The organism is Pantoea sp. YR525, from assembly GCF_900116775.1.
GTDB lineage: Bacteria > Pseudomonadota > Gammaproteobacteria > Enterobacterales > Enterobacteriaceae > Pantoea > Pantoea symbiotica.
This window is the reverse complement of the sequence record NZ_FPBU01000013.1, coordinates 72,905-98,209: the sequence shown is the minus strand read 5'-3', so window position 1 is coordinate 98,209 and position 25,305 is coordinate 72,905. Positions and strand designations below refer to the sequence as shown.

Here is a 25,305-nt window from a genome sequence, read left to right as displayed (position 1 = left end):
GAGCCATTACTTTAGCGTAATGCGGTCAGGTTGTCGCCAGGCGCGCTTAACCGCAAATGCTTTGAAAGCATTAGTTTTTTTCGTTTTCGGAAAAAGGTCAGAGTGCAATACCGGGGTTAAACGCCGGTTTATTCAGCAATTTTTTTGCAAGTGGATTTGATTGGCGCAGGATTCAGAAACTGAGAGTCAAAAACAGAAAGGTAATGAAGAAGAGATGGTGCATCCAGGAGGATTCGAACCTCCGACCGCTCGGTTCGTAGCCGAGTACTCTATCCAGCTGAGCTATGGATGCATCGAGTTACTGCTGAAGTCAATTTTGAGAAGTTTGAAGAGGAATGGTGCATCCAGGAGGATTCGAACCTCCGACCGCTCGGTTCGTAGCCGAGTACTCTATCCAGCTGAGCTATGGATGCATTGAGGTTTTCTTACAATGGACTAACTGAAACAACCTGAGGATGATACGAAGAATGGTGCATCCAGGAGGATTCGAACCTCCGACCGCTCGGTTCGTAGCCGAGTACTCTATCCAGCTGAGCTATGGATGCATCGAGTTAATTCTTGTACAACGCAGGGTGCTAACAACTCACCATGAAAGGAACTGCTCGTTCACTCTTACTTCACCATTCCGAATGGTGCATCCAGGAGGATTCGAACCTCCGACCGCTCGGTTCGTAGCCGAGTACTCTATCCAGCTGAGCTATGGATGCATCGGAAATGGCGGTGAGGCGGGGATTCGAACCCCGGATGCAGCTTTTGACCGCATACTCCCTTAGCAGGGGAGCGCCTTCAGCCTCTCGGCCACCTCACCTTACGCGTTCTTCCGAACCGTGCTTCTGAACTTGTTTCTGCTCATCGGCACTGCGTGGCGCACATATTACTTTCCCGGACTTATAAGTCAAACATTTATTTCCAGCCTTTTGTTTGATTGCACAAATGACGCTCAATTCGGATGCTTTAACGACAAAAAGAGTGATTTATCAACAAAGAAAGGCTACTGGAGAACACAAATGAGGATTAAAAGACTGGAGGGATTGAGAAAGAAAAACGGGAGATGTGCGGGACTGGAGGGGAAAAACCGGTAGCGCCTCGCTCAGGAGCGAGGCGCTGAATCCGTTAGTAACTCGAGGCTTGAGTTTTTTCGGCTTGAATACGCTGATAGATCTCTTCGCGATGAACCGAAACTTCTTTAGGCGCGTTAACACCAATGCGGACCTGGTTACCTTTAACACCCAGCACCGTTACAGTCACCTCATCGCCAATCATGAGGGTTTCACCAACTCGACGAGTTAGAATAAGCATTCTTTGCTCCTTGAAAGATTAAAAGAGTCGGGCTTGTTCGGTCTCCCGGCCGTATCCATCATATAACGCTGAACAATGCCTATGACAAATACACCATTGTGCTTCGCCATGCCAATACATTCTGCTGATAGTTAGTTTAGCCGAAATACACTACATCAACCGGACTTTGTCATTACCTGGTGTGCACCGCGTTAAAAAAGCGCCAGAAAACGGGCTTCTGGCGCTTATCACAATGCGAAGTTTTATACGTTACAGTCGGTTACTGACCCATTCCTGCACGCCAGCTAGCGCGCCAGCCAGCGCCTGCGGATTTGTACCGCCGGCCTGAGCCATATCTGGGCGACCACCGCCTTTACCGCCAACTTGAGAGGCAAGTTCGCCAATCAGCTCGCCAGCTTTTACGCGGTCAGTAAGATCTTTGGTCACACCTGCAATCAGTGAAACTTTGCCATCATCAACCGTTGCCAGCACGATGATGGCAGACGTTAATTGATTTTTCAGATCGTCAACCATGGTACGCAACATTTTTGGCTCAACGTTGCTCAGTTCACTGACCAGCAACTTCGTGCCTTTAACGTCAACCGCTTTGCTACTCAATGAAGCGCTTTCCTGCGCAGCTTGCTGATCGCGCAGTTGTTGCAACTCTTTTTCCAGCGCACGCACGTGATCAACCAGTCCGCGCACCTTCTCATTCAAATTACTGCTATTGGCTTTCACCAATTGCGCCACATCCAGTAGCTGTTGGCTCTGCGCATTTACTTGTGCCAACGCACCTTCGCCGGTTACGGCTTCAATGCGGCGTACACCTGCAGCAGTACCCGATTCAGACTGAATGCGGAACAGGCCAATATCACCGGTACGCAGCGCGTGGATACCACCACAGAGTTCGGTAGAGAAATCGCCCATGGTCAACACGCGTACGCGCTGATCGTACTTCTCACCAAACAGCGCCATTGCGCCCTTCTGTTTTGCGTCATCGAGATCCATGATTTCGGTCTCAACGGCAAGGTTGCGGCGAATCTGTGCGTTAACAATATCCTCAACCTGACGGATTTCCTGCGGCTTCATGGCTTCAAAATGAGAGAAGTCGAAACGCAGATACTTATCATTAACCAGCGAGCCTTTCTGTCCTACGTGATCACCCAACACCTGACGCAGTGCGGCATGCAGCAAGTGCGTGGCGGAGTGATTCAAGCGGATGCGCGCGCGGCGGGTTTCATCAACCTGGGCATGCAAACGGTCACCAACGCGTAACTGACCGCTGCTCAGCTTACCGATATGACCAATCGCTTTACCATACTTCTGCGTGTCCTGAACGCTAAATTCAGCATTCTGCCCAGCCAGCACGCCAGTATCGCCAACCTGTCCACCTGACTCGCCGTAGAACGGCGTTTCGTCAAGCACGACCACCGCGTCCTGACCTGCGTTGATCTGCTCGACTTGCTGACCGTCGACGAACAGTGCTTCGACTGTCGCATTCAGTTCCAGATGGTCATAGCCTTTGAAGTCGGTTGCGGCATCAATGCGAATGACATTGTTATAGTCGGCACCAAAACCACTGGCCTCACGCGCACGCTGACGTTGCTGCTCCATCGCGGCTTCAAAACCGGCTTCATCAATCTTCAGATTGCGCTCGCGGCATACATCAGCAGTCAAATCCGCCGGGAAACCAAAGGTATCGTACAGACGGAACACCGTTTCGCCATCAAGCGTATCGCCCTGCAGCTTCGCCAGTTCTTCATCCAGCAGCGCAAGTCCACGCTCCAGCGTTTTAGCAAACTGCTCTTCTTCGTTCTTCAGCGCGTTTTCAACATGCTTCTGCTGACGCTTCAGATCTTCACCTGCGGCACCCATCACCTCGATCAGTGGCGCAACCAGCTTGTAGAAGAATGCCTCTTTCGCACCCAGCATATTGCCGTGACGCACTGCGCGACGAATGATGCGACGCAATACATAGCCGCGGTTTTCGTTCGATGGGATTACGCCATCGGCGATAAGGAAGGCACAAGAACGAATATGGTCAGCGATAACGCGCAGCGACTTGTTATCCAGATCGGTTGCGCCAGTTACCTGCGCAACAGACTTGATCAATTTGGCAAACAGATCGATTTCATAGTTGGAGTTAACGTGCTGCAGCACGGCAGCAATTCGCTCCAGACCCATGCCGGTATCCACTGACGGTTTCGGCAGCGGCTCCATGGTTCCGTCGGCCTGACGGTTGAACTGCATGAAGACGATGTTCCAGATCTCGATGTAACGATCGCCATCTTCTTCCGGGCTGCCCGGCGGGCCACCCCAGATATGATCGCCGTGATCGAAGAAAATTTCGGTGCATGGACCGCAAGGACCAGTGTCGCCCATCTGCCAGAAGTTATCTGAAGCATAAGCGCTGCCTTTGTTGTCACCGATACGGATAATGCGCTCGCGCGGCACACCAATATCGTTAGCCCAGATTTCGAAGGCTTCATCGTCTGTTTCATAGACGGTCACCCACAGGCGCTCTTTAGGCAGCTTAAACCACTGCTCACCCGTCAGCAGTTCCCATGCATAAGCGATCGCTTCTTTCTTGAAGTAATCACCAAAGCTGAAGTTGCCCAACATTTCAAAGAAGGTGTGGTGACGTGCCGTGTAGCCCACGTTTTCGAGGTCGTTATGCTTGCCGCCGGCACGCACACAACGCTGAGACGTCGTTGCACGCGCATAGTCGCGCTTATCCTGACCGAGGAAAACGTCTTTGAACTGGACCATCCCGGCATTGGTAAACAGCAAAGTCGGGTCGTTGTTCGGTACGAGGGAGCTGCTGGCTACAACCTGATGTCCCTTGCTATGAAAAAAGTCGAGAAACGCTTGACGGATCTCAGCAGTGCTCTTGCTCATAAAATTCCTGGAATCACGCTAACGAACGTTCCCTTTCGCTGGCAAACCCTATCCATCCGGCCTGCCGCTGACTGAGGAACAAAAAGTGGGAATAAGATAAATTTTCTTCAGTGGGAAGTAAAATCACATCGCCTTTCAGTCGTCACTATTTCTGAAAACAGCCTGAATATCTTCCATCATAAAGCCTTTCGACATCAAAAAACGCTGAACCTTGCTTTTCTCGGCCCAGGTTTGCGGTAAGGGTTCGCCAAATTTGCGTTTGGCAAGGTCGGCTGCGCACTGGCTCCAGTCCATTTCGGTATCGAACAGCGCCTGATTGATTTCATCGCGGCCAATGCCTTTTTGCTGCAACTCCATACGCACGCGCTGCGGACCATATCCCTTACGCGCACGGCTTTGAATAAAGCGTTCGGTAAAGCGCTCATCGTTGAGCCAACCGCTCTCCTGACACCAGTCGAGCACTTTTTCCAGTAACTCGTCGGGAATCAGCGTGTTTTCCTGCTGCTGCAGGTAGGCCGCGCGTTGGGAAGAGAGCTGCAACTTACGCTTCAGCTCTGCGCGGCTGTGATCGCGCTGCGAGAGGATACGCATAGCACGGTCCAGCAAACGGGAATATGTTGGCACAGGTGCCGCAGATAGTGACGATGACATAGGATTTACCTTGTTCTAACAGTCGTGCAGGGACGCAGGGTAAAGCAAGAAGGCAGAGAGGAAAAGCACTGGCGGGGAAAAGCAAAACGGGAGCATCTCTGCTCCCGTTAATATTTTAGAAATCTTCGTTGGTTTCGCTGGCTTCTTCGCGATCATCAGCGGAGATTTTCGCGGTGTCTGCAGCGGCGACTTCACCACTTAGCAGCAAGTCACGCAGCTTCTTGTCGATTTCATTCGCAATCGCCGGGTTCTCTTTAAGGAAGTTGGTGGAGTTAGCTTTACCCTGACCAATCTTCTCACCGTTGTAGCTGTACCACGCACCGGCTTTCTCAACCAGCTTGTGCTTCACGCCAAGATCCACCAGCTCGCCAAAGGTGTTGATACCTTCGCCGTACATGATTTGGAATTCAGCCTGCTTAAACGGTGCCGCAATTTTGTTCTTCACGACTTTCACGCGGGTTTCGCTACCCACCACTTCGTCGCCCTCTTTAATCGCACCGATACGGCGGATATCCAGACGAACAGAAGCGTAGAATTTCAGCGCGTTACCGCCGGTTGTGGTTTCCGGGTTACCGAACATCACACCAATCTTCATACGAATCTGGTTGATGAAGATCAGCAGCGTGTTGGACTGCTTCAGGTTACCTGCCAGCTTACGCATTGCCTGGCTCATCATACGAGCGGCCAGACCCATGTGTGAATCGCCGATCTCGCCTTCGATTTCCGCTTTCGGCGTCAGCGCCGCCACGGAGTCGACGATGATGACGTCCACCGCGCCTGAACGCGCCAGCGCATCACAAATTTCCAGTGCTTGCTCACCGGTATCCGGCTGTGAACACAGCAGGTTATCGATATCCACGCCCAGTTTTTTTGCGTATACCGGATCCAGTGCGTGCTCAGCATCGATAAAGGCACAGGTTTTACCTTTACGCTGTGCAGAAGCAATAACCTGCAGCGTCAGCGTGGTTTTACCCGAAGACTCCGGTCCGTAAATCTCAACGATACGTCCCATCGGCAAGCCACCCGCGCCCAGCGCGATGTCCAGTGACAGTGAGCCGGTAGAGATGGTTTCGACATCCATTGAGCGGTCTTCACCCAAGCGCATGATGGAGCCTTTACCAAATTGCTTCTCAATCTGGCCCAGTGCGGCAGCTAAAGCCTTCTGTTTGTTCTCGTCGATCGCCATTTCCACTCCTAATCATGCTGGGTGAGTCGACATCAAGTATGTCGCTCGTTCTGTTGCCGCTAATTATACTGTATGGTCATACAGTATCAAGTTTAATTTATCAGAAATTCATCAAGCAGCGTTTGCAGCGCCCAGACCACTGATTGACGGCGCACCGCATCACGGTCGCCAGCAAAGATCTGGCGCTGCGCTAGTACGCGCCCCTCTGGTCCCGCAATTGCAAACCACACGGTGCCCACCGGTTTATCGGGCGTGCCACCATCTGGACCGGCAATACCGCTTACGGCGATGGCGTATTCCGCCGCCGCAGCTTTAGCTGCACCGGTCGCCATCTCACGCACCGTCTGTTCACTTACGGCGCCATACTGCTGTAGCGTTGTGTCCTGTACGCCCACCATCTGCTGCTTAGCTTCATTGCTGTATGTGACGAAGCCGCGCTCAAACCAGGCGGAGCTGCCGCTGATATCGGTAAAGACTTTCGCAATCCAGCCACCGGTGCAGGATTCCGCTGCGGTCACCGTTGCCTGACGTTTCTTCAGCTGCTCGCCAATGCGGCGACTTAGCTGCTGTAACTGTTCATCGTTCATCGCCTTCTCCCGTTGTGGCGCTTCACGTTAGCAGTAAATGGTGCGCTGAAAAGCCCTTTTCAACCTTCAGCCATCATTTCTGCGTAGTGGCTTACAGATACCTCAGCCTGTTTTCACTGCAACCATAAACAGGCGCGGGAAGGCTAACAAAACCTGGCCGTTACTGCGTGCGGGGTAAGCCGGAATGAGTGCCTGATGATAGTCATGGAGAAATGCTGCCTGCTGGGTTTCATCAAGCCCCGCAAGGAAAGGACGCAGCCCAGTGGCACGCAACCAGGTAATGATGCCCTGCGCATCTGCCATCGGGTGATAATAAGTGGTGCGCCAGATATCAACCTTGCAACCCGCATCGGTCAACAAGTCGTAATAATGATCGGTAGTCAGCAGACGTTTGCGATCCGCCGCCTGAGGTGAAATCAACGCCTGCCACTTTTCATTCGCCGCCACTTCACGCATCAAGCGGTGCGACGGTTCTTCAAGATTATCGGGCATCTGAATCGCTAACGCGCCACCGATGGCCAATTGATCAACCAGATGCGGCAGCAATGTGTGATGCTCGGTCAGCCACTGCAGCGAGGCATTGGCATAGATAACCTGCTGCGGCTGTTCGGCCTGCCAGCGACGAATATCGGCCTGCTGGAAATGGCAGTTGGGCAGACGTTCGCGCGCCTGCTCTAACATTGCGGCAGAGCTGTCAATGCCGGTTATCTGCGCCTTCGGCCAGGCTTGCGCCAGTAGCTCGGTACTGTTGCCGGGTCCGCAACCAAGATCAGTGGCAAAGCGCACATCATCGAGCGGAATGCGCTCCAATAGCTCACGCGCCGGGCGGGTTCGCTCTGATTCGAATTGGCGATACAGCTGTGGATTCCAGTCTTGCATGGCAATGCTCCTGTCTTGGCTGAGGGGCTAAACACTACCTGCTTTTCTCGCCTTAATAGAAAGAGAAAAGTGCGATATCTCACCTTTTTATCCTCGCTAGCTGGTTAGCCTACGCAGATAGCATTAAGTTAAAACGATGTTTCATTTTCCAACTAAGGAGCTTGTTATGTCTGCACAACCCGCATTGCCCGGCGTATGGTGTCCGTCAGTAACGCCCTTCGACAGCAACAATAATCTGGATATTGATGCGCTTAGCCGCCATTTTTCGCGCCTGAATCAATCAGGCATTGATACCTTGCTGTTGATGGGCAGCATTGGCGAGTTTGCCTCGCTCTCGCAGCAGGAGCGCCTGTTACTGATCCGCGAGGCGCGCCAACTCTCACCACTGAGCATGGTGGCAAACGTCTCCAGCACCTGTATTGCGGATATGCTGCAGCTGGCGGATGCGGCCTGGCAGAACGGATTTGATGCTGTGATGGTGCTGCCTCCCTACTATTACGGGCAGACACATAAACAGCTGCTGAGCTATTTCAAAGCGCTTGATACACAGTTGGGCGGCAAATGGTTTGCCTATAATTTCCCCGCGCGTACCGGCTGCGATTTAACGCCTGCACTGGTCGCAGAACTGGCGGCAGAGTTACCCAACTTTGTTGGCATCAAAGACACCATGGATTGTTTGTCGCACAACCGCGCGATGATTGAAGAAACGAAGAAAGTGCGCAGCGATTTCACCGTGCTTTCCGGTTATGACGAATATCTACTGCCCAATCTGCTGGCTGGCGGTTCAGGTGTGATTTCCGGCTTAAACAATATTGTGCCGGAGCTATTTGCTCGTGCGATGCAGGCCTGGCGAGCGGGCGATTTAGCGCAGCTCAGTGAGATTCAGCAACGCATTGGTAAACTGATGGCGATTTACACCATTGGCGATGATTTTGTTACCACCATAAAAACGGCCGTTGCACGCCGATTTGATTCAATGCGCAGCTACTCGCGCAATTATGGTGGCGAGCTAACAGCGGAACAGTGCGAGGAAGTGGATCGTTTGCTGAATTGAAACAAGCAGGACGGCGCCGAGCCGTCCTGTGATTAGTTCTTTTTGACGAACTCAGATTTGAGTTTCATCTGACCAAAGCCATCAATCTTGCAATCAATGTTGTGATCGCCTTCGACCAGGCGAATGCTTTTGACTTTGGTACCAATTTTCAACGTGGAAGAGCTGCCTTTAACCTTGAGATCTTTCACGACAGTTACGCTGTCGCCATCCGCTAGCAGGTTGCCGTTGGCATCACGTACCATTAAACCGTCAGCTGCTTCATCGGCGCTTCCCGTCCAGATGTGGCCGCAAGATGGGCAATTCAGGTTCTCGCCATCTTGCCAGGTGTAATCGGCCTGGCATACAGGACAGGCAGGTAAGGTACTCATAAGCGCTCCTCAGAAGTCGGATGCGGTGAAGATGGCACCGCAAAAGGGGCGCCATCTTATACCCTCACACTTTATATGGACAGCATTAAAACATGCCGCCCTGACGTGCTTTAGCCACGGCTTCACCCAACTGCCACACCGCCATTGCATAGTGGGTGCTGTGGTTGTAGCGCGTAATGGCGTAGAAGTTGGGCAGTCCGTACCAATATTGATAACTGGTGCCGAGATCCAAACGCAGCAAGCTTACCTGAGAGTTACCATCCAGCGATCCCTGTGGCGTTAAACCACTCGCGGCTAAGGTGCTTACCGGGTACTTGGTTTTAAAGCCATTCTCCAACGCTGGAGCCTGACCGCTGGCTGGCACTGCAACGTTTTCGCCCGCACGCCAGCCGTGTTCTTTGAAGTAGTTGGCTACGCTGCCAATTGCATCAACCGGATCCCAAAGGTTGATATGACCATCGCCATTAAAATCGACCGCATATTGCTTATATGAGGATGGCATGAACTGTCCATAACCCATCGCACCGGCAAAGGAGCCGCGCAGATCCAGCGGATCGTCTTGCTCTGTACGCGCCATCAGCAGGAAGGTCTCCAGCTCACCGCTGAAGTAAGCTGCACGACGCGGGTAGCTAAATGACAAGGTTGCCAGTGCATCCAACAAGCGCGTTTTGCCCATTACCCTGCCCCAGCGCGTTTCAACGCCGATAATGCCAACAATGATTTCCGGCGGCACACCGTAAACTTGCTGCGCACGTTGCAGCGCATCCTGATACTGATTCCAGAATGCCACGCCATTCTGCACGTTATCCGGCGTAATGAACTTATTGCGATAGCGAATCCATGCACCGTTCGGTCCGGTTGGCGGCGTATAGCTCGGCGCTTGCTGGTCCATCAGGCGAAGTACGTAATCCAGACGCTTCGCCTGGCCAATCACCGCGTGCAACTGTTCACGGTTAAAACCGTGTTTGGCCACCATTTGATCAATGAACTGTTCAGCGGCAGGGTTACCCGCAAAATCGCCAAACATCGGTTGAACCGCGTGTGAAGGTTCCAGCAAAAAACCGCCTTTAGGTACAGGCACAACGGCGGGCTGCTGGTGGGATGCAGGCTTACTGCTGCAGGCAGCAAGCAGAGTAATAAGCGGAAGAAGAGCAACCTTAAAACGCATTGGATATCCATAAGCCAGGTGAAACCGTAAGCACTCATGGTAATCGTTCATCGGAGTGACATACAGAGCAATATCTTAAAATTTAACCGTTTCTCGCCAGTTTCAGCCGGTTACAACGTGAATTTGCGAAACGGCTCCACACTTTACCTTTTTCATTAAATTTTGCTTTTTACCGTTTGCAGCAATTTGTTATGTTCGGCAGCCATAAAGCCCTGCTGGCGGATGAAGGTCCGGTGGCAAAAATGGTAATATCCCGCTTTCGTTATCCATCCACACGATAACGACACTTCCGGGCTGCATTGACCCAGCCTCAGGTAATTAAAAGAATGAACGTTGAGTGAGAATGAGATGAAAGGAGCAGAGCAAATGGACTTTAGTGGCCATACGCCGATGATGCAGCAATACCTGCGCCTGAAGGCCGATCATCCTGACATCCTGCTGTTTTACCGCATGGGCGACTTCTACGAGCTGTTTTACGATGACGCGAAACGCGCCTCGCAACTGCTGGAGATCTCCCTGACTAAACGCGGTGCTTCTGCCGGTGAACCGATTCCGATGGCGGGCGTGCCTTACCATGCAGTTGAAGGCTATCTGGCGAAACTGGTCCAGCTCGGCGAATCGGTGGCGATCTGTGAACAGATTGGCGATCCAGCCTTGAGTAAAGGCCCGGTTGAGCGAAAAGTGGTGCGTATCGTTACACCCGGCACCATCAGCGATGAAGCCCTGCTGCAAGAGCGCCAGGATAACTTGCTCGCCGCTATCTTTCAGAGCCAACGTGGTTTTGGATATGCAACGCTGGACATCAGTTCTGGCCGCTTCCGCCTGAGTGAACCCGGCGATCTGGAGACGATGGCAGCAGAACTGCAGCGCACCAACCCGGCTGAACTGCTCTATCCTGAAGATTTCCAGGCAATGACGTTGATCGATCAACGCCGTGGCCTGCGTCGCCGTCCGCTGTGGGAATATGAAATCGATACGGCGCGCCAGCAGCTTAATCTGCAATTTGGCACCCGCGACTTAAGTGGTTTTGGCGTTGAGCAGGCGCATCTGGCGCTGCGCGCTGCAGGATGCCTGCTGCAATATGTCAAAGACACGCAACGTACTTCGCTGCCGCATATTCGCTCGCTGAGCATGGAGCGCCAGCAGGATAGCGTGATCATGGATGCTGCTACGCGCCGCAACCTGGAAATTACGCAGAATCTGGCTGGCGGCATTGAAAACACGCTGGCGGCGATACTGGATAAAACCGTTACGCCTATGGGCAGCCGTATGCTGAAACGCTGGCTTCACATGCCGCTGCGTGATGTCACAACCATCGCGCGTCGTCAGGAGTCTATTGCCGAACTGCAATCGCTCAGTCAGGAGCTGCAGCCGGTACTGCGTCAGGTGGGCGATCTTGAGCGTATCCTGGCGCGACTGGCACTGCGCACCGCGCGCCCACGCGATTTGGCACGTATGCGCCATGCCTTCCAGCAGTTGCCAGAGTTGAACCAGCAACTGGAAGGCGTTGAAGCTACCCAATTAATCAATCTGCGATCGCAAATGGGCGAATTCAACGAGCTGCGAGAGTTGCTGGAACACGCGATCATTGAGTCGCCACCGGTGCTGGTACGTGACGGTGGCGTGATCGCTCCCGGATACAACGCTGAACTCGACGAATGGCGTGCGCTGGCTGATGGCGCCACCGATTATCTTGATCGTCTGGAAATCCGTGAACGCGAGAAACTCGGGCTGGATACGCTGAAAGTTGGCTTTAACGCGATTCACGGCTACTACATTCAGGTCAGTCGTGGTCAAAGCCATCTTGTGCCGATTCACTATGTTCGCCGCCAGACGCTGAAGAATGCTGAACGCTATATCATTCCTGAACTGAAAGAGTATGAAGATAAGGTTCTGACCTCGAAAGGCAAAGCGCTGGCACTGGAGAAAGGTCTTTACGATGAGCTGTTTGACCGCCTGCTACCGCATCTTGAAGCCCTGCAAATCAGTGCGGCAGCACTCTCTGAACTGGACGTGTTAGCGAACCTGGCCGAACGCGCCTGGACGCTGAACTATTGCCGTCCTGTGCTGCAAGAAAAAGCGGGCATCCGTATTACTGCGGGCCGCCATCCGGTGGTCGAACAGGTATTGAAAGAGCCGTTTATCGCTAACCCGCTTTCACTTTCACCGCAGCGGCGCATGCTGATTATCACTGGCCCCAATATGGGCGGTAAAAGTACCTATATGCGTCAGACAGCGTTGATTGCATTGATGGCGTGGATTGGCAGCTATGTGCCAGCGGAAGAGACGGTCATTGGCCCAATTGATCGCATCTTCACGCGCGTCGGTGCTGCTGATGATCTGGCTTCCGGACGCTCAACCTTTATGGTGGAGATGACGGAAACCGCCAACATCCTGCATAACGCCACCGAAAACAGTCTGGTACTGATGGATGAAATCGGACGCGGCACCTCAACTTATGATGGTTTGTCGCTGGCATGGGCCTGCGCTGAAAGTCTGGCGAATCGCATTAAAGCCATGACGCTGTTCGCCACCCACTATTTCGAGCTGACCACGCTGCCGGAAAAGATGGAAGGCGTCGTGAATGTGCATTTGGATGCGGTCGAACACGGAGACACCATCGCATTTATGCACAGCGTGCAGGATGGCGCTGCAAGCAAGAGCTATGGTCTCGCGGTGGCGGCACTGGCGGGCGTGCCGAAGGACGTGATTAAGCGCGCGCGTAATAAATTGAAGGAACTTGAAGCGTTATCTGGCAGCTCTGCCGCATCCACGGTGGAAGGTTCGCAAATGCAGTTGCTGGTGGCAGAAAGCTCACCGGCGGTTGATGCTCTCGAGGCTCTGGACCCAGATAGCTTAACGCCCAAACAAGCGCTGGAGTGGATCTATCGCTTGAAAACGCTGGTGTAGTCAATCGCCCGCCCATACTTCAAATTCTGGGCGGGCGATTTTTCTGTATTACAATTCCCTGGTGTTAAGCAATATCAGCAGGCTCATCCCAATCAACTCGCCCCGCTTTAAATCACGCTATATCCCCCATCGATCACTAAATTCTCACCATTGACCATGGCCGCTTCATTGCTGCTGAGATACAGCACCGTGCTAGCAACTTCGTCAGGCGTGGCAAAACGTCGTGCAGGGATTTTTGATTTCATCTGCTCGGCTCGCTCCCCATGCCAGTAACGCTTACCTAATTCCGTCTCAACCACCGTGGGTGAAATGGCATTGGCGGTAATACCAAACGGCCCCAATTCTGCTGCCAGCACACGCGTAAAAGAAACCATGCCTGATTTGCTGGTGCAGTATGCCGCGTGCTCATTGAGCGCGATGACGCTGGCCTGTGAGGAGATATTAATCAAGCGGCCAAAACCTTGTTCCTTCATATAGCGGGCACAATGCTGAGCGAGGAAGAATGGCGTGGTCATGTTAATCAACATCGTTGTATTCCAACTGGCGAGTTGCACTTCACCCACGGCTTCCAGCATGCCAATACCGGCGTTATTGACCAGAATATCGATACGGCCAAAATCCTGGTGAATTTGCTCTACCAACTCGCCAAGCGCCTCGACGTTAGCCAGATCGAAAACGTAACCTCGCGCAGGTTTGTCCATCTTGCTGGCAACCGATTTGACCTCTTCTGCGCGATCAATCATCGCAACTTGCGCGCCGGCAGCACTTAAGCAGCGAGCAATAGCGTAACCAATTCCCGATGCGGCGCCGGTGACAATGGCGACTTTATTTTTCAGTGAAAAGAGTGTTGTCATGTTGTTGTCCTTTAAATTGAAGGTAGTTATTCGGGTTCGGTAGCGGTTATCTTCAATGGCGTGTTACGCTCTATCTTTGGTTGGGGATTACGAATAAAGAATGTCATGACGCCGCCGGCAAAATAGAGCAGAGAGAAAGTAATAATCACGTGCTCTATTTCAAATGACAGACCGAACATCAGTGCGGCAACCGCCGGGCCAATAAGATTGCCGAAACCGCCGCCCAGATTTTGTACCGAGACAGCCGCACCTTTATGTTGCGGCGCCAGCATCGGGAATATCGCCCCCATCGGCACAAAGGATGTGAGTGTTAAAGCTAATAACAGCGCGCAGACGATGGCCAAAGCCAGATTACCAGGGAAAAGCGAGGGTAAATAATAGAAAGCGGCAGTGGTAATCGTGCATCCGAAGAAACCAAACCAGCGCATTTGAAAAATCCAGCCAATGCGATCACCAATAATGCCCCAAAGTACATTGGTTATCGGTTGCACGAGGAAAAATACGCCCCAAATAGTCGCCCACTCTTTAGTAGAAAAACCTAATTCACGGGTAAAATAAATCGGCATAAAAACCGGCAAACCAAATAATGCCACATTACATAAGATGCGCGTTATCAGTGCAAAGAACATACTGCGATCTTCAAAGACTAAGGTTATTCCACGTGATATTTCACGTAATTTCTCTTTGCGGCTAACGCCTTCACTATTTAGATTCTCTTCACTCTGATTTTTAACCGTGAGGAATATAATCAAGCCGCCCATCGCAGCAAACAGCAGTGAAAGCCAAAGCGTATTAATGAAGCCAATTTCAGGTACCAGAAGGCCGGAAAGGAAGGACGCCGTGATGCCATAACCAATGGTAAACATCGACCATATCCAGCCGGTAGCAGAGGCAAGCCGATGCTCAGGCGTGCGCTGCACCACTAATACGTAGAAACCATAAAAGAACAGCGGATAAGCGAAGCCACGCAGCGTATAACTGACCAACATCCAGATAAAGTTATTTTCACTCACACCGAAGTAAACAAATACGGCATGTAGCACCATCCACCAAATAGCGCCGGTGAGCATAATTTTCTTAGGACCATAAATTTCACTGACCGCACCAGAAAGCCAACTTGAGACCGCAGCAGTTAATGCATAAACGGTGAAAACTAATGAGACTTGTTTTTCTCCATAGCCAAGATCGTAGAGATATCGGGAAAGATGAGCCAGTTCAATCCCATCACCGGTCATGAAGATGGCCATCGCAATATATCCCCATAGCAGAGATATTGGCATCCCGAAAACCACTCTGGAGTATTGTGACTTTGTACTGCTGCTTTGCACACTCATTGTTCTTCTCACTCCCTTTTAATTATTCATTACCTGAATATCCTGGTGATACAGCGAGCAAGAAAATGGCATAGCATCGAGCTAAAAACTTTTATGGGAGTGACACAAATAAAGGAATAATGGCAATATCGCAAAGAAAGTCGTGCGCAGCATTACAATTTATTAAATGAGAGCAAGATAAAAATCGCATTTATTAGATGTTTAATTAACATCTACTGCGTTTAATTTACGTTTATCTTTATATTACGTAGGAAAGGGATTACGTGATGGCGTTAAAATTTTTCATAATGAGATAACAGAATCAGTGTATTTATTTTTATCCAATAAAAAAGCGATGGTTTTCACCACCGCTTCTTGTGTTACCCACGTATTCTGTTATTCGCGAAACAGTGCTTCGATGTTCAAACCTTGTGTCTGCAGAATCTCACGCAGACGACGCAGTCCTTCCACCTGAATCTGACGTACGCGTTCACGGGTCAACCCGATTTCACGGCCTACATCTTCCAGCGTTGCCGCTTCATAGCCTAACAGGCCGAAACGACGTGCCAGCACTTCACGCTGCTTGGCATTCAGTTCAAACAACCACTTGACGATGCTCTGTTTCATATCATCGTCTTGCGTGGTGTCTTCCGGACCGTTGTCTTTCTCATCGGCCAGGATATCCAGCAGCGCTTTTTCGGAATCGCCACCCAAAGGTGTATCGACCGAGGTAATGCGCTCATTGAGACGCAGCATACGGCTCACGTCATCAACAGGCTTGTCTAGCTGCTCGGCAATCTCTTCGGCACTTGGCTCATGATCGAGCTTGTGCGAAAGTTCACGCGCGGTACGCAGGTAAACATTTAACTCTTTAACGATGTGGATGGGCAGACGGATGGTACGGGTTTGATTCATGATCGCCCGTTCAATTGTCTGACGAATCCACCACGTGGCGTAAGTTGAGAAACGGAACCCACGTTCTGGGTCAAACTTCTCTACGGCGCGAATCAAGCCGAGATTACCCTCTTCAATCAGATCCAGCAGCGCCAGACCACGATTGCTGTAACGACGGGCAATCTTTACTACCAAGCGTAAGTTACTTTCAATCATGCGGCGACGAGAAGGAATGTCACCCCGCAGTGCACGGCGCGCAAAGAAGACTTCTTCTTCTGCCGTCAGCAGCGGTGAATAACCAATCTCGCCGAGGTAAAGCTGCGTCGCATCCAAAACGCGTTGCGTCGCACCCTGTGACAACAGCTCTTCTTCCGCTACGTCGTTGTTATCACCAGGTTCGTTCTCAACGAGAGCCTTCTCATCAAAAACCTCAGCTCCGTTGTTTTCCTCGAATTCCGCATCTTCATGTAAATCGTTAACTTTCAGCGTATTCTGGTTCATTAGCGGCTCCTACCCGTGATCCAAGGGCAGAACCAAGGTTCTGCCGGATTATCGCTGCGGTAAATAACGCAACGGGTTTACGGATTTCCCCTTGTAACGAATTTCAAAGTGCAATCGTACTGAACTGGTACCGGTGCTACCCATGGTAGCGATTTTTTGCCCCGCCTTAACTTCCTGTTGTTCCCGGACCAGCATAGAGTCGTTGTGGGCGTAGGCGCTCAGGTAGTCATCATTGTGTTTGATGATGATTAAATTACCGTACCCACGGAGCGCGTTGCCTGCGTACACCACTCTTCCCGAAGCTGTGGCGACAACAGGTTGTCCACGCGAACCGGCGATATCGATCCCTTTGTTTCCGCCTTCCGCAGCGGAGAAGTTATCGATGATCTTCCCATCAGTCGGCCAACGCCAGCTTCCCACTGGAGTTGTGCTGTTAGTCGTGCTGCTGACTGTAGGTGGTGCGACAACCGGAGCTGTGGTCGTTGCCACATTATTTGCTCCTTTCGACGGCAGCAATTTGCTACCCGACGAATTACCCGAATCATCAGAATACGTAATAACAGGTTGCTGTGCAACAGGGGTGGATTTAATTTGCGTCTGGCTCGGGGTAACTGGCACGCCGCCCTGAGTTGCATCAGCTACGGTGATAGCGTTTCCACCGGTGATGGTTTGGCCGTTGCCGTTGCCCACCTGCAGCGTTTGCCCGGCATTCAAGCCATACGGGGCTGCGATGTTGTTGCGCTGTGCCAAATCGCGGAAATCGTTGCCGGTAATCCAGGCAATATAGAACAAGGTATCGCCACGTTTTACGGTATAGGTTTCGCCGCCATAGCTACCTTTAGGAATATTCCCATAATTGCGATTGTACACAATGCGACCATTTTCTGTGGCCACATTATTATTGTCACTTACCATTCCACCTGACGGTTGTGTCGATGGTGTGCCGCCGCTTAACATTCCGCCATGCGGCATCGCTGGCACAGTGCTGTTTTGCGAAGAGATCATGCCGCCACTTGGGGCTGAAGCCATACCGCTATCACCGCTGTTACCACCAATCTGGCTAATAGGTGCCTGTGTATTATCACCAGAACTACAGCCCGCCAGCCAAAAACCTACCAAAGAAAGTGCCGCCAAACGGCGTAATTGAAATGCTGTGCTTCCCATGCTAACTGATCCCCCGTGATGGCAACCCTGAATATAAATGTGTAACGGCGTTAACCGCATTATCCACTGCGCGTAACGTTAAAAACGGTTTTTAGCATTGATAAACAAGGATAGTAACAATATCAACTGTGCCGTGCCATGTAACAGTTGTGAAGAATTGCGTAAGGGTGGCTTAGGCCAGATCGCCCTGAACCAACGGCACAAAGCGCACGGGCTCGATGATTTCTTCAATCAACTCATCGCCCTGACGACGCAAACGCTTCAACACCTGCTGATCCTCGCCAACCGGTAGCACCATTTTGCCGCCGTCACCTAATTGCGCTATCAGCAAAGTCGGAATTTCAGGTGGTGCGGCGGTCACGATAATGGCATCAAACGGGCCACGCGTCGCCCAGCCCTGCCAGCCATCGCCATGTCGGGTAGAAATATTGTGCAGATCGAGTTGCTTGAGGCGGCGCTTCGCCTGCCACTGCAAGCCTTTGATGCGTTCAACGGAATAAACATGATTAACCAGATGCGCCAGAATAGCGGTCTGATAGCCAGAACCGGTGCCGATTTCCAGCACGCGCGATTCCGGCGTCAGCTCTAACAAGGCGGTCATGCGCGCTACCATGTAAGGCTGAGAGATGGTCTGGCCGTTGCCAATTGGCAGCGCGACGTTTTCCCAGGCTTTATGTTCAAACGCCTCATCGATAAAACGCTCGCGCGGCACATCAGCAATGGCTTTCAGCAGGTGTTCATCATGAATGCCCTGCGCGCGCAGTTGCTCCAAAAGCGTTTCGATGCGGCGATTTACCATGCGAGTTTCACCTCAGCCTGGATCAGCCAGTCACTTAATACGCCTTGTGCTGCATGCGCGGTCAAGTCCACATGCAGCGCGGTCAGCGAAACATAGCCCGCATCCACCGCAGCGAAATCGGTATCCGGGCCTGCATCCAGCTTTTGCCCCGGCGGGCCAATCCAGTAGAGCGGCTGGCCGCGCGGATCTTCGGTGCAGATAACCTGATCGGCGGGATGACGGCTGCCGCAGCGGGTAACGCGGAAACCTTTGATCTCCGCTAACGGCAAATCAGGCACATTGATATTGAGAATGCGGCCAGTACGCAGCGGAGCACGCGACAGCGCGCGCAACAGCGTACAGGTGATGGATGCGGCGGTGTCGTAATGCTGATGTCCGTTGAGCGAAACGGCAAGCGCAGGCAAGCCCAGATGGCGCCCTTCCATCGCCGCAGCGACGGTACCGGAGTAAATCACATCGTCGCCAAGATTTGGACCGGCATTGATGCCGGACACCACGATGTCGGGACGTGGCTGCATCAGCTTGTTAACGCCGAGGAACACACAGTCAGTCGGCGTGCCCATCTGCACCGCAATATCACCGTTTTCGTGCGTAAAAGTACGCAGCGGCGTTTCCAGCGTTAACGAATTTGATGCGCCGCTACGATTGCGATCGGGCGCTACAACCTGCACCTCGGCAAACTCACGTAAAGCACGCGCCAGCGTCTGAATACCCGGCGCATGAATTCCATCATCGTTACTCAGCAATATCCGCATCGTTACCTTCTTGTTGGAGAAGCTCACGCACCACGCTGGTGGCAAAACTGCCGGCGGGCAGCCAGAACTGCATCTCCAGCGTCACATCATCCCACCATTCCCAGCGCAGATCCTTTGGCACCACCAGCATTGCACGGCGTGCGGCATCAACGCGCTCGCGCTCAAGCAGTGTAATCAATTCTTCTGCGCCTGCCAGGCTCTGCTGCTCAAAAAGCAGCGCATCGCCTTGTGGACCCGGATCGCCGCGACCCGGCAGCGGCGCAGTGATGCGTAGTTGATGATTATCAACGCGCTGCTGCACGTCAGGCAACTCTTCCGCCTGCGCCACAAACCAGCTGCCGCGTCCGGCCAGCTGCACCGCATCGCCTACCTGCACCACATTCAGAGCGCCATCACGCTGCAAACGCGCGCTGGTCACCTGATTAAACAGATGACTGCGGGTCGCTGACAACAGCAAACCTTTCATATTGCGATCGCGCGGACGGAATGTCTCTTTCGCCCACTGTTTCGCCTGCGTCAGGTTGTTGCCGCCGCGACCAAAGCGCTGCTCACCAAAGTAGTTCGGCACGCCGCGCTGTTGAATCTGCTGCAAGCGTGCGTCGACTTCATGGCGATCGGAAATCTGACGCACCACTAAGCGGAACGCATTGCCCGCCAGCGCGCCGGTACGCAGTTTACGTTTGTGACGAATCACCTGCAGGATTTCAACGCCTTCCAGCTGGAAACCCGCCAGATTCGGCATGCCATTGCCGGGCACGCGGAAACAGAGCGTTTGCTCGGTGACCGCATGACGATCTTTCATGCCGGCATAGCTGAGATCGCGCACCGGCACGCCGAGAAACTTGGCAATGGCTTCGGCGACAAAGCGCGTATTGCAGCCAATTTTACGGATGCGCACCAACAGCTGCTCGCCTTCGCCATCGTAGGGATAGCCGAGATCTTCAATCACCACAAAATCTTCGGGATTGGCTTTGATAACGCCGGTGGCAGTGGGCACGCCGTGCAGGTAATGCAACTCACTCATACCTGATCGGCCTTTATCAGCAGCGCGACCGCTTCACAGGCAATGCCTTCGCCACGACCGGTAAAGCCCAGTTTTTCGGTGGTGGTGGCTTTGACGTTAACGTCGTCCATATGGCATCCGAGATCTTCGGCGATATTGACGCGCATCTGCGGCACATGCGGCAACATTTTCGGTGCCTGCGCAATGATGGTCACATCGACGTTACCGATGCGATAGCCTTTCAGCTGAATACGACGCCAGGCTTCACGCAGCAAACCGCGGCTGTCAGCGCCTTTAAACGCCGGATCGGTATCCGGAAATAATTTGCCGATATCGCCCATCGCTACCGCGCCGAGCAAAGCGTCTGTCAATGCATGCAGCGCCACGTCACCATCAGAATGGGCAATAAAACCGTGTTCGAAGGGAATACGCACCCCGCCAATCACTAACGGACCTTCGCCGCCAAAAGCGTGAACGTCAAAACCGTGACCGATACGCATCATGCGCTCTCCTGTAACTGAATCTGGGTAAGATAGAAGGCCGCCAGCGCCAGATCTTCTGGCCGCGTCACCTTAATATTGTCGCTACGTCCGCTCACCAACACCGGGTGATAACCGCAATACTCCAGCGCCGACGCTTCATCGGTAATGGTAGCGCCTTCATGGAGTGCACGCGTCAGGCAAGCAGTGAGTAGTTGATGCGGGAAAAATTGCGGCGTTAACGCGTGCCATAAATCCTCGCGTTCAACGGTGCGAGCAATGGCGGTTTTTCCGGGTTCGGCGCGCTTCATGGTGTCGCGCACCGGCGCGGCCAGAATCCCGCCAACCTTGCTGTATTCACGTACCGCTAACAGGCGCGCTAAATCGTCCGGATGCAGGCAAGGACGCGCGGCGTCATGCACCAGCACCCATTCGCTGTGTTGAATAGCGTTTAAACCCGCCAGCACCGATTCGGCGCGCGTGTCGCCACCGGTCACTCTGAGAATGCGGGAATCCTGCGCCAGCGGCAGCGAGTCGAACCAGCCATCGTCATTGCTGACCGGCACAATCACCTGTTTTACCGCAGGATGTGCCAGCAGACGTGCGACGCTGTGTTCAAGAAGGGTGAATTGACCAATGGTCAGATACTGTTTTGGGCAGGCAGCCTGCATACGGCTGCCCACACCTGCGGCGGGCACCACGGCAATCACATCCGCAAGGATCGGGCGCTTGTTCATGGCTTATCGTTGTTGATTTTGCGCAGCTTGTTGCGCGTTACGTTTGTTCTGGTCTGGCACCAGACGATAGAAAGTCTCACCGGGCTTAATCATGCCCAGTTCATTACGTGCGCGTTCTTCGATCGCTTCCGAGCCGCCATTGAGATCGTCAATTTCGGCGAATAGCTGATCGTTACGCGCTTTAAGCTTGGCGTTATTCGCCTGTTGTGACGCGACGTCTTCGTTGACGCGCGTATAGTCATGAATACCGTTCTTACCCAGCCACAGGGAATATTGAAGCCATCCCAGCAACACGAGTAGCAGTAACGTCAGTTTTCCCATCCCCGCCCCCTGAAAAACGGCCCAATCATCCCATAACTTGACGCTGGACTCCACAGCGGCGGCGAAAATGCCGCGCACGGGCATTTAGCCGGACAAATAATGCCAGAGTAGGAGGTGAGACGGCAGGTAAAGTTTTGTAACCTGCCGATGCGTTTGCACATCAGCTGGGCGTTACCAACCAGAGAGAAATGAGAACAGCAGCCAGAACAGACATATCACCACCATCGCCGTGGCGATACCGCTCCAGAATAAGTGAGTGCGGATCATCAGGCTGAGCACGATGCCAATCAGCACCGAAACCGGCAGCAGCGCGAGGAAGAATGGCCAGGTGTAGAGGAAGAAGAACAGCGTGTTGGAGCCGTAGAGCATGAACGGAATCGCCAGCGCGCACCAGTACGAGAGAAAGCCAAACACGCCGCCCGGCAGTGACGAGCGAGGCTCATCCGGGGTGCGTTCATCTTTACGGGCTAGCATGGGCGTTACGTTCTGCATAGAGGTCCTGTTGACGCTAAGCGCGGCAAACCCAGAGGGATTTGCCGCTGTCGGTTCAGGATCTGATGATATCGCGGTGACGCAGCAGGTCTAACAATTGGCCGGCGAGTTTTGTAACCAATTGTTCGCCATCAAGGTGGATTTCCGGGGCGTCTGGCGCCTCGTAAACGCTATCGATACCGGTGAAATTACGCAGCTCACCGGCGCGGGCTTTTTTGTACAAACCTTTGGGATCGCGCGCTTCGCACACCGCCAACGGCGTATCGACAAACACTTCGATAAACTGCCCTTCCGCGAGCAGATCGCGCACCATGTTACGTTCCGCGCGATGCGGCGAGATAAAGGCGGTCAACACCACTAAACCAGCATCGACCATCAGCTTCGCCACTTCGCCGACGCGGCGAATGTTCTCTTTACGATCGTCATCGCTGAAGCCGAGGTCACGGCACAGGCCGTGACGTACGTTGTCGCCATCCAGCAGATAGGTATTCACCCCCGCCCGATGCAGCGCCTGCTCCAGCGCGCCGGCCACGGTAGATTTCCCCGAGCCGGACAGCCCGGTGAACCACAGCACCACGCCTTGATGGCCGTGCTGCTGTTCGCGCTCCTCGCGCGTTACCGGATGATCGTGCCACACCACGTTTTCATCGTGCTGCGCCATTACTTGCCACCCAGCAGATCGCGCGCGTTCCAGTGTGGGAAGTGACGACGTACCAGCGCGTTCAGTTCCAGCTCGAAATCGCTGAACTGGCCCGCTTGTGCACGCACATCGGTTAGCGGCTGATTGATCATGCCCGCGCCAACCGTCACGTTGCTTAGGCGATCGATAAAGATCATGCCGCCGGTCACCGGATTCTGGCGATAAGCGTCCAGCACCATCGGTTCGTCAAAGGTCAGCTCGACCAAACCGATACCGTTAAGCGGCAGGCTGTCCACCGTGCGCTTCTCCAGCGAATTGATCTCCACCTGATGGATCACTTTCTCAACGCGTGCGCGGGTTTTCTTACCGGCGATCTTCACTTCGTAACTTTGGCCCGGCTGCAGCGGCTGTTCCGCCATCCATACCACGTCAACGTTGGCGGATTGCACCGCCTGCAGTTCGGCTTCCGCATCCACCAGCAGATCGCCACGGCTGATATCGATCTCATCTTTCAGCACCAGCGTAATCGCTTCACCGGCGCCCGCTTCAGGCAGGTCGCCATCAAAGGTGACGATGCGCGAAACGGTGGATTCCACGCCTGAAGGCAGCACTTTCACGCGCTGACCGACTTTCACCACGCCCGAAGCCAGCGTACCGGCATAACCACGGAAATCGAGATTCGGACGGTTGACATACTGCACCGGGAAACGCATCGGCTGATGATCCACCACGCGGTTCAGTTCAACGGTTTCTAATACGTCGAGCAGCGTTGGGCCGCTGTACCACGGCATGGTGACGCTTGGCGTTGCCACGTTATCGCCTTCCAGCGCCGACATCGGCACAAAGCGAATATCGAGGTCTTCCGGCAGTTGCGCGGCGAAATCGAGGTAATCTTGTTTGATCTGCTCGAAGGTCTCTTGCTTGTACTCCACCAGATCCATCTTATTGATGGCGACCACCAGATGCTTGATGCCCAGCAGCGTGGAGATAAAGCTGTGACGACGCGTCTGATCCAGCACGCCTTTACGCGCATCGATCAGCAGGATCGCCAAATCGCAGGTCGATGCACCGGTCGCCATGTTGCGGGTGTACTGCTCGTGTCCCGGCGTGTCGGCAATAATAAATTTGCGCTTCTCGGTCGAGAAGTAGCGATACGCCACATCAATAGTGATGCCCTGCTCGCGCTCGGCCTGCAAGCCATCGACCAGTAATGCCAGATCCAGCTTCTCGCCTTGGGTGCCGTGACGTTTGCTGTCGTTGTGCAGCGAGGAGAGCTGATCTTCATAAATTTGACGCGTGTCGTGCAGCAGGCGACCAATCAAGGTACTTTTGCCGTCGTCGACGCTACCGCAGGTGAGGAAACGCAGCAGGCTTTTATGTTGTTGCGCGGTCAGCCAGGCTTCTACGCCGCCCTGATCGGCAATCTGTTGTGCAATAACGGTGTTCATCTGCGTCTCCTTAGAAATAACCCTGACGTTTCTTCATTTCCATCGAACCGGCCTGGTCGCGGTCAATCACGCGGCCCTGGCGTTCACTGGTGGTGGAGACCAGCATCTCTTCAATAATTTCCGGCAGCGTCTGCGCTTCTGATTCCACCGCGCCGGTCAGCGGCCAGCAGCCGAGGGTACGGAAACGCACCATGCGCTGTTTGATCACTTCGCCTGGCTGCAGATCGATACGGTCGTCATCGATCATCATCAGCATGCCATCACGCTCCAGCACCGGACGCGGCGCAGCGAGATACAGCGGCACGATCTCGATATTCTCGAGGAAGATGTACTGCCAGATATCCAGCTCGGTCCAGTTGGAGAGCGGGAACACGCGAATGCTTTCGCCTTTGTTAATCTGGCCGTTGTAGTTGTGCCACAGCTCAGGACGCTGATTTTTTGGGTCCCAGCGGTGGAAGCGATCGCGGAAGGAGTAGATACGCTCTTTCGCGCGCGACTTCTCTTCATCACGACGCGCGCCGCCAAAGGCCGCATCAAAGCCGTATTTGTTCAGCGCCTGCTTCAGGCCTTCGGTTTTCATGATGTCGGTGTGCTTGGCGCTGCCGTGTACGAACGGGTTGATGCCCATCGCCACGCCTTCCGGGTTGCGATGCACCAGCAGCTCCGCGCCCATCGCTTTCACGGTGCGATCGCGGAACTCGTACATTTCACGGAATTTCCAGCCGGTATCAACATGCAGCAGCGGAAACGGCAGCGTGCCCGGATAGAAGGCTTTGCGCGCCAGATGCAGCATGACCGAGGAGTCTTTACCGATGGAGTACATCATCACCGGATTGCTGAACTCGGCCGCCACCTCGCGGATGATATGGATACTCTCTGCCTCCAGCTGGCGCAGATGAGTAAGTCGATTTTGGTCCATAATTTTT

At 53.3% G+C, this 25,305-nt stretch carries 24 protein-coding genes and 5 tRNA genes; 2 read left to right on the top strand and 27 right to left on the bottom strand.

Annotation, left to right across the window (positions count from 1 at the left end; all coding sequences use genetic code 11):
• Positions 1 to 215: 215 nt before the first annotated feature.
• The 11 genes from BM323_RS22120 to tam all read right to left on the bottom strand — a co-directional run bounded on the left by BM323_RS22120 (position 216) and on the right by tam (position 7,479).
• Positions 216 to 292 (bottom strand) — tRNA-Arg (locus BM323_RS22120).
• A gap of 44 nt (positions 293 to 336) precedes the next feature.
• Positions 337 to 413 (bottom strand) — tRNA-Arg (locus BM323_RS22115).
• Between the two features lie 55 nt (positions 414 to 468).
• A tRNA-Arg gene (locus BM323_RS22110) sits at positions 469 to 545 on the bottom strand.
• Positions 546 to 630: 85 nt separating this feature from the next.
• Positions 631 to 707: transfer RNA gene (locus BM323_RS22105), tRNA-Arg, on the bottom strand.
• 8 nt (positions 708 to 715) lie between these two features.
• Positions 716 to 808 (bottom strand) — tRNA-Ser (locus tag BM323_RS22100).
• A 305-nt stretch (positions 809 to 1,113) separates the two neighbouring features.
• On the bottom strand, positions 1,114 to 1,299 hold the full coding sequence (csrA, locus tag BM323_RS22095; protein WP_008104508.1) for a carbon storage regulator CsrA: 186 nt from the start codon (positions 1,297 to 1,299) through the stop codon (positions 1,114 to 1,116).
• A gap of 249 nt (positions 1,300 to 1,548) precedes the next feature.
• Positions 1,549 to 4,176 (bottom strand): alanine--tRNA ligase, encoded by a 2,628-nt coding sequence (gene alaS, locus BM323_RS22090; RefSeq protein ID WP_008104511.1) that lies wholly within the window; start codon positions 4,174 to 4,176, stop codon positions 1,549 to 1,551.
• A 135-nt stretch (positions 4,177 to 4,311) separates the two neighbouring features.
• Complete coding sequence (locus tag BM323_RS22085; protein ID WP_008104512.1) at positions 4,312 to 4,767, bottom strand: regulatory protein RecX; 456 nt, start codon at positions 4,765 to 4,767, stop codon at positions 4,312 to 4,314.
• 175 nt (positions 4,768 to 4,942) lie between these two features.
• Positions 4,943 to 6,013 carry a recombinase RecA gene (gene recA, locus BM323_RS22080; protein WP_008104515.1) on the bottom strand — a complete coding sequence of 357 codons (1,071 nt, stop codon included), beginning with the start codon at positions 6,011 to 6,013 and terminating at the stop codon, positions 4,943 to 4,945.
• A 92-nt stretch (positions 6,014 to 6,105) separates the two neighbouring features.
• Entirely contained in the window at positions 6,106 to 6,600 is a 495-nt protein-coding gene (gene pncC, locus BM323_RS22075) for a nicotinamide-nucleotide amidase (protein WP_008104517.1), read from the bottom strand.
• Between the two features lie 102 nt (positions 6,601 to 6,702).
• On the bottom strand, positions 6,703 to 7,479 hold the full coding sequence (tam, locus tag BM323_RS22070; protein ID WP_008104518.1) for a trans-aconitate 2-methyltransferase: 777 nt from the start codon (positions 7,477 to 7,479) through the stop codon (positions 6,703 to 6,705).
• Between the two features lie 166 nt (positions 7,480 to 7,645).
• On the opposite strand from tam, the gene BM323_RS22065 reads away from it, so the two are divergent.
• The gene (locus BM323_RS22065; RefSeq protein ID WP_008104520.1) at positions 7,646 to 8,533 is read left to right on the top strand and encodes a dihydrodipicolinate synthase family protein; all 888 of its coding nucleotides are present in this window, start codon (positions 7,646 to 7,648) and stop codon (positions 8,531 to 8,533) included.
• A gap of 32 nt (positions 8,534 to 8,565) precedes the next feature.
• On the opposite strand, the gene BM323_RS22060 is transcribed toward BM323_RS22065, so the two are convergent.
• Positions 8,566 to 8,901 carry a zinc ribbon domain-containing protein YjdM gene (locus tag BM323_RS22060; protein ID WP_008104522.1) on the bottom strand — a complete coding sequence of 112 codons (336 nt, stop codon included), beginning with the start codon at positions 8,899 to 8,901 and terminating at the stop codon, positions 8,566 to 8,568.
• Between the two features lie 85 nt (positions 8,902 to 8,986).
• Positions 8,987 to 10,069 carry a lytic murein transglycosylase B gene (mltB, locus tag BM323_RS22055; RefSeq protein WP_008104523.1) on the bottom strand — a complete coding sequence of 361 codons (1,083 nt, stop codon included), beginning with the start codon at positions 10,067 to 10,069 and terminating at the stop codon, positions 8,987 to 8,989.
• A 366-nt stretch (positions 10,070 to 10,435) separates the two neighbouring features.
• Between mltB and mutS the strand changes: the two genes are divergently transcribed.
• Complete coding sequence (gene mutS, locus BM323_RS22050) at positions 10,436 to 12,979, top strand: DNA mismatch repair protein MutS (protein WP_008104525.1); 2,544 nt, start codon at positions 10,436 to 10,438, stop codon at positions 12,977 to 12,979.
• A 107-nt stretch (positions 12,980 to 13,086) separates the two neighbouring features.
• Here the strand turns inward: mutS and BM323_RS22045 are convergent, their stop codons facing one another.
• The 14 genes from BM323_RS22045 to cysD all read right to left on the bottom strand — a co-directional run bounded on the left by BM323_RS22045 (position 13,087) and on the right by cysD (position 25,298).
• Positions 13,087 to 13,833: a GolD/DthD family dehydrogenase gene (locus BM323_RS22045; protein ID WP_008104527.1), complete on the bottom strand. Its 747-nt coding sequence runs from the start codon at positions 13,831 to 13,833 to the stop codon at positions 13,087 to 13,089.
• Positions 13,834 to 13,859: 26 nt separating this feature from the next.
• On the bottom strand, positions 13,860 to 15,167 hold the full coding sequence (locus BM323_RS22040) for an MFS transporter (RefSeq protein WP_008104529.1): 1,308 nt from the start codon (positions 15,165 to 15,167) through the stop codon (positions 13,860 to 13,862).
• A gap of 375 nt (positions 15,168 to 15,542) precedes the next feature.
• Positions 15,543 to 16,541, bottom strand: a complete 999-nt coding sequence (gene rpoS, locus BM323_RS22035) for an RNA polymerase sigma factor RpoS (protein WP_007893257.1) — start codon at positions 16,539 to 16,541, stop codon at positions 15,543 to 15,545.
• Between the two features lie 48 nt (positions 16,542 to 16,589).
• On the bottom strand, positions 16,590 to 17,705 hold the full coding sequence (gene nlpD / locus BM323_RS22030) for a murein hydrolase activator NlpD (RefSeq protein WP_008104532.1): 1,116 nt from the start codon (positions 17,703 to 17,705) through the stop codon (positions 16,590 to 16,592).
• A 172-nt stretch (positions 17,706 to 17,877) separates the two neighbouring features.
• Complete coding sequence (locus tag BM323_RS22025) at positions 17,878 to 18,504, bottom strand: protein-L-isoaspartate(D-aspartate) O-methyltransferase (RefSeq protein WP_008104533.1); 627 nt, start codon at positions 18,502 to 18,504, stop codon at positions 17,878 to 17,880.
• On the bottom strand, positions 18,498 to 19,259 hold the full coding sequence (gene surE, locus BM323_RS22020) for a 5'/3'-nucleotidase SurE (protein ID WP_008104535.1): 762 nt from the start codon (positions 19,257 to 19,259) through the stop codon (positions 18,498 to 18,500). Before surE ends, BM323_RS22025 begins: the two co-directional genes overlap by 7 nt.
• Complete coding sequence (truD, locus tag BM323_RS22015; RefSeq protein ID WP_008104538.1) at positions 19,240 to 20,283, bottom strand: tRNA pseudouridine(13) synthase TruD; 1,044 nt, start codon at positions 20,281 to 20,283, stop codon at positions 19,240 to 19,242. Before truD ends, surE begins: the two co-directional genes overlap by 20 nt.
• On the bottom strand, positions 20,280 to 20,762 hold the full coding sequence (ispF, locus tag BM323_RS22010; RefSeq protein ID WP_036648403.1) for a 2-C-methyl-D-erythritol 2,4-cyclodiphosphate synthase: 483 nt from the start codon (positions 20,760 to 20,762) through the stop codon (positions 20,280 to 20,282). Before ispF ends, truD begins: the two co-directional genes overlap by 4 nt.
• A complete protein-coding gene (gene ispD, locus BM323_RS22005; RefSeq protein ID WP_008104542.1) occupies positions 20,762 to 21,478 on the bottom strand; it encodes a 2-C-methyl-D-erythritol 4-phosphate cytidylyltransferase in 717 nt (238 codons plus the stop codon). The genes ispF and ispD overlap by 1 nt, the downstream gene beginning before the upstream one ends.
• A 3-nt stretch (positions 21,479 to 21,481) precedes the next feature.
• Positions 21,482 to 21,799: a cell division protein FtsB gene (ftsB, locus tag BM323_RS22000; RefSeq protein WP_007893240.1), complete on the bottom strand. Its 318-nt coding sequence runs from the start codon at positions 21,797 to 21,799 to the stop codon at positions 21,482 to 21,484.
• A gap of 171 nt (positions 21,800 to 21,970) precedes the next feature.
• Entirely contained in the window at positions 21,971 to 22,291 is a 321-nt protein-coding gene (locus tag BM323_RS21995) for a DUF3561 family protein (RefSeq protein WP_008104547.1), read from the bottom strand.
• Between the two features lie 55 nt (positions 22,292 to 22,346).
• Positions 22,347 to 22,952: an adenylyl-sulfate kinase gene (gene cysC / locus BM323_RS21990; RefSeq protein ID WP_008104549.1), complete on the bottom strand. Its 606-nt coding sequence runs from the start codon at positions 22,950 to 22,952 to the stop codon at positions 22,347 to 22,349.
• Positions 22,952 to 24,379: a sulfate adenylyltransferase subunit CysN gene (gene cysN, locus BM323_RS21985; RefSeq protein ID WP_008104551.1), complete on the bottom strand. Its 1,428-nt coding sequence runs from the start codon at positions 24,377 to 24,379 to the stop codon at positions 22,952 to 22,954. Before cysN ends, cysC begins: the two co-directional genes overlap by 1 nt.
• A gap of 10 nt (positions 24,380 to 24,389) precedes the next feature.
• Positions 24,390 to 25,298: a sulfate adenylyltransferase subunit CysD gene (gene cysD, locus BM323_RS21980; RefSeq protein WP_007893231.1), complete on the bottom strand. Its 909-nt coding sequence runs from the start codon at positions 25,296 to 25,298 to the stop codon at positions 24,390 to 24,392.
• Between the last annotated feature and the right edge of the window lie 7 nt (positions 25,299 to 25,305).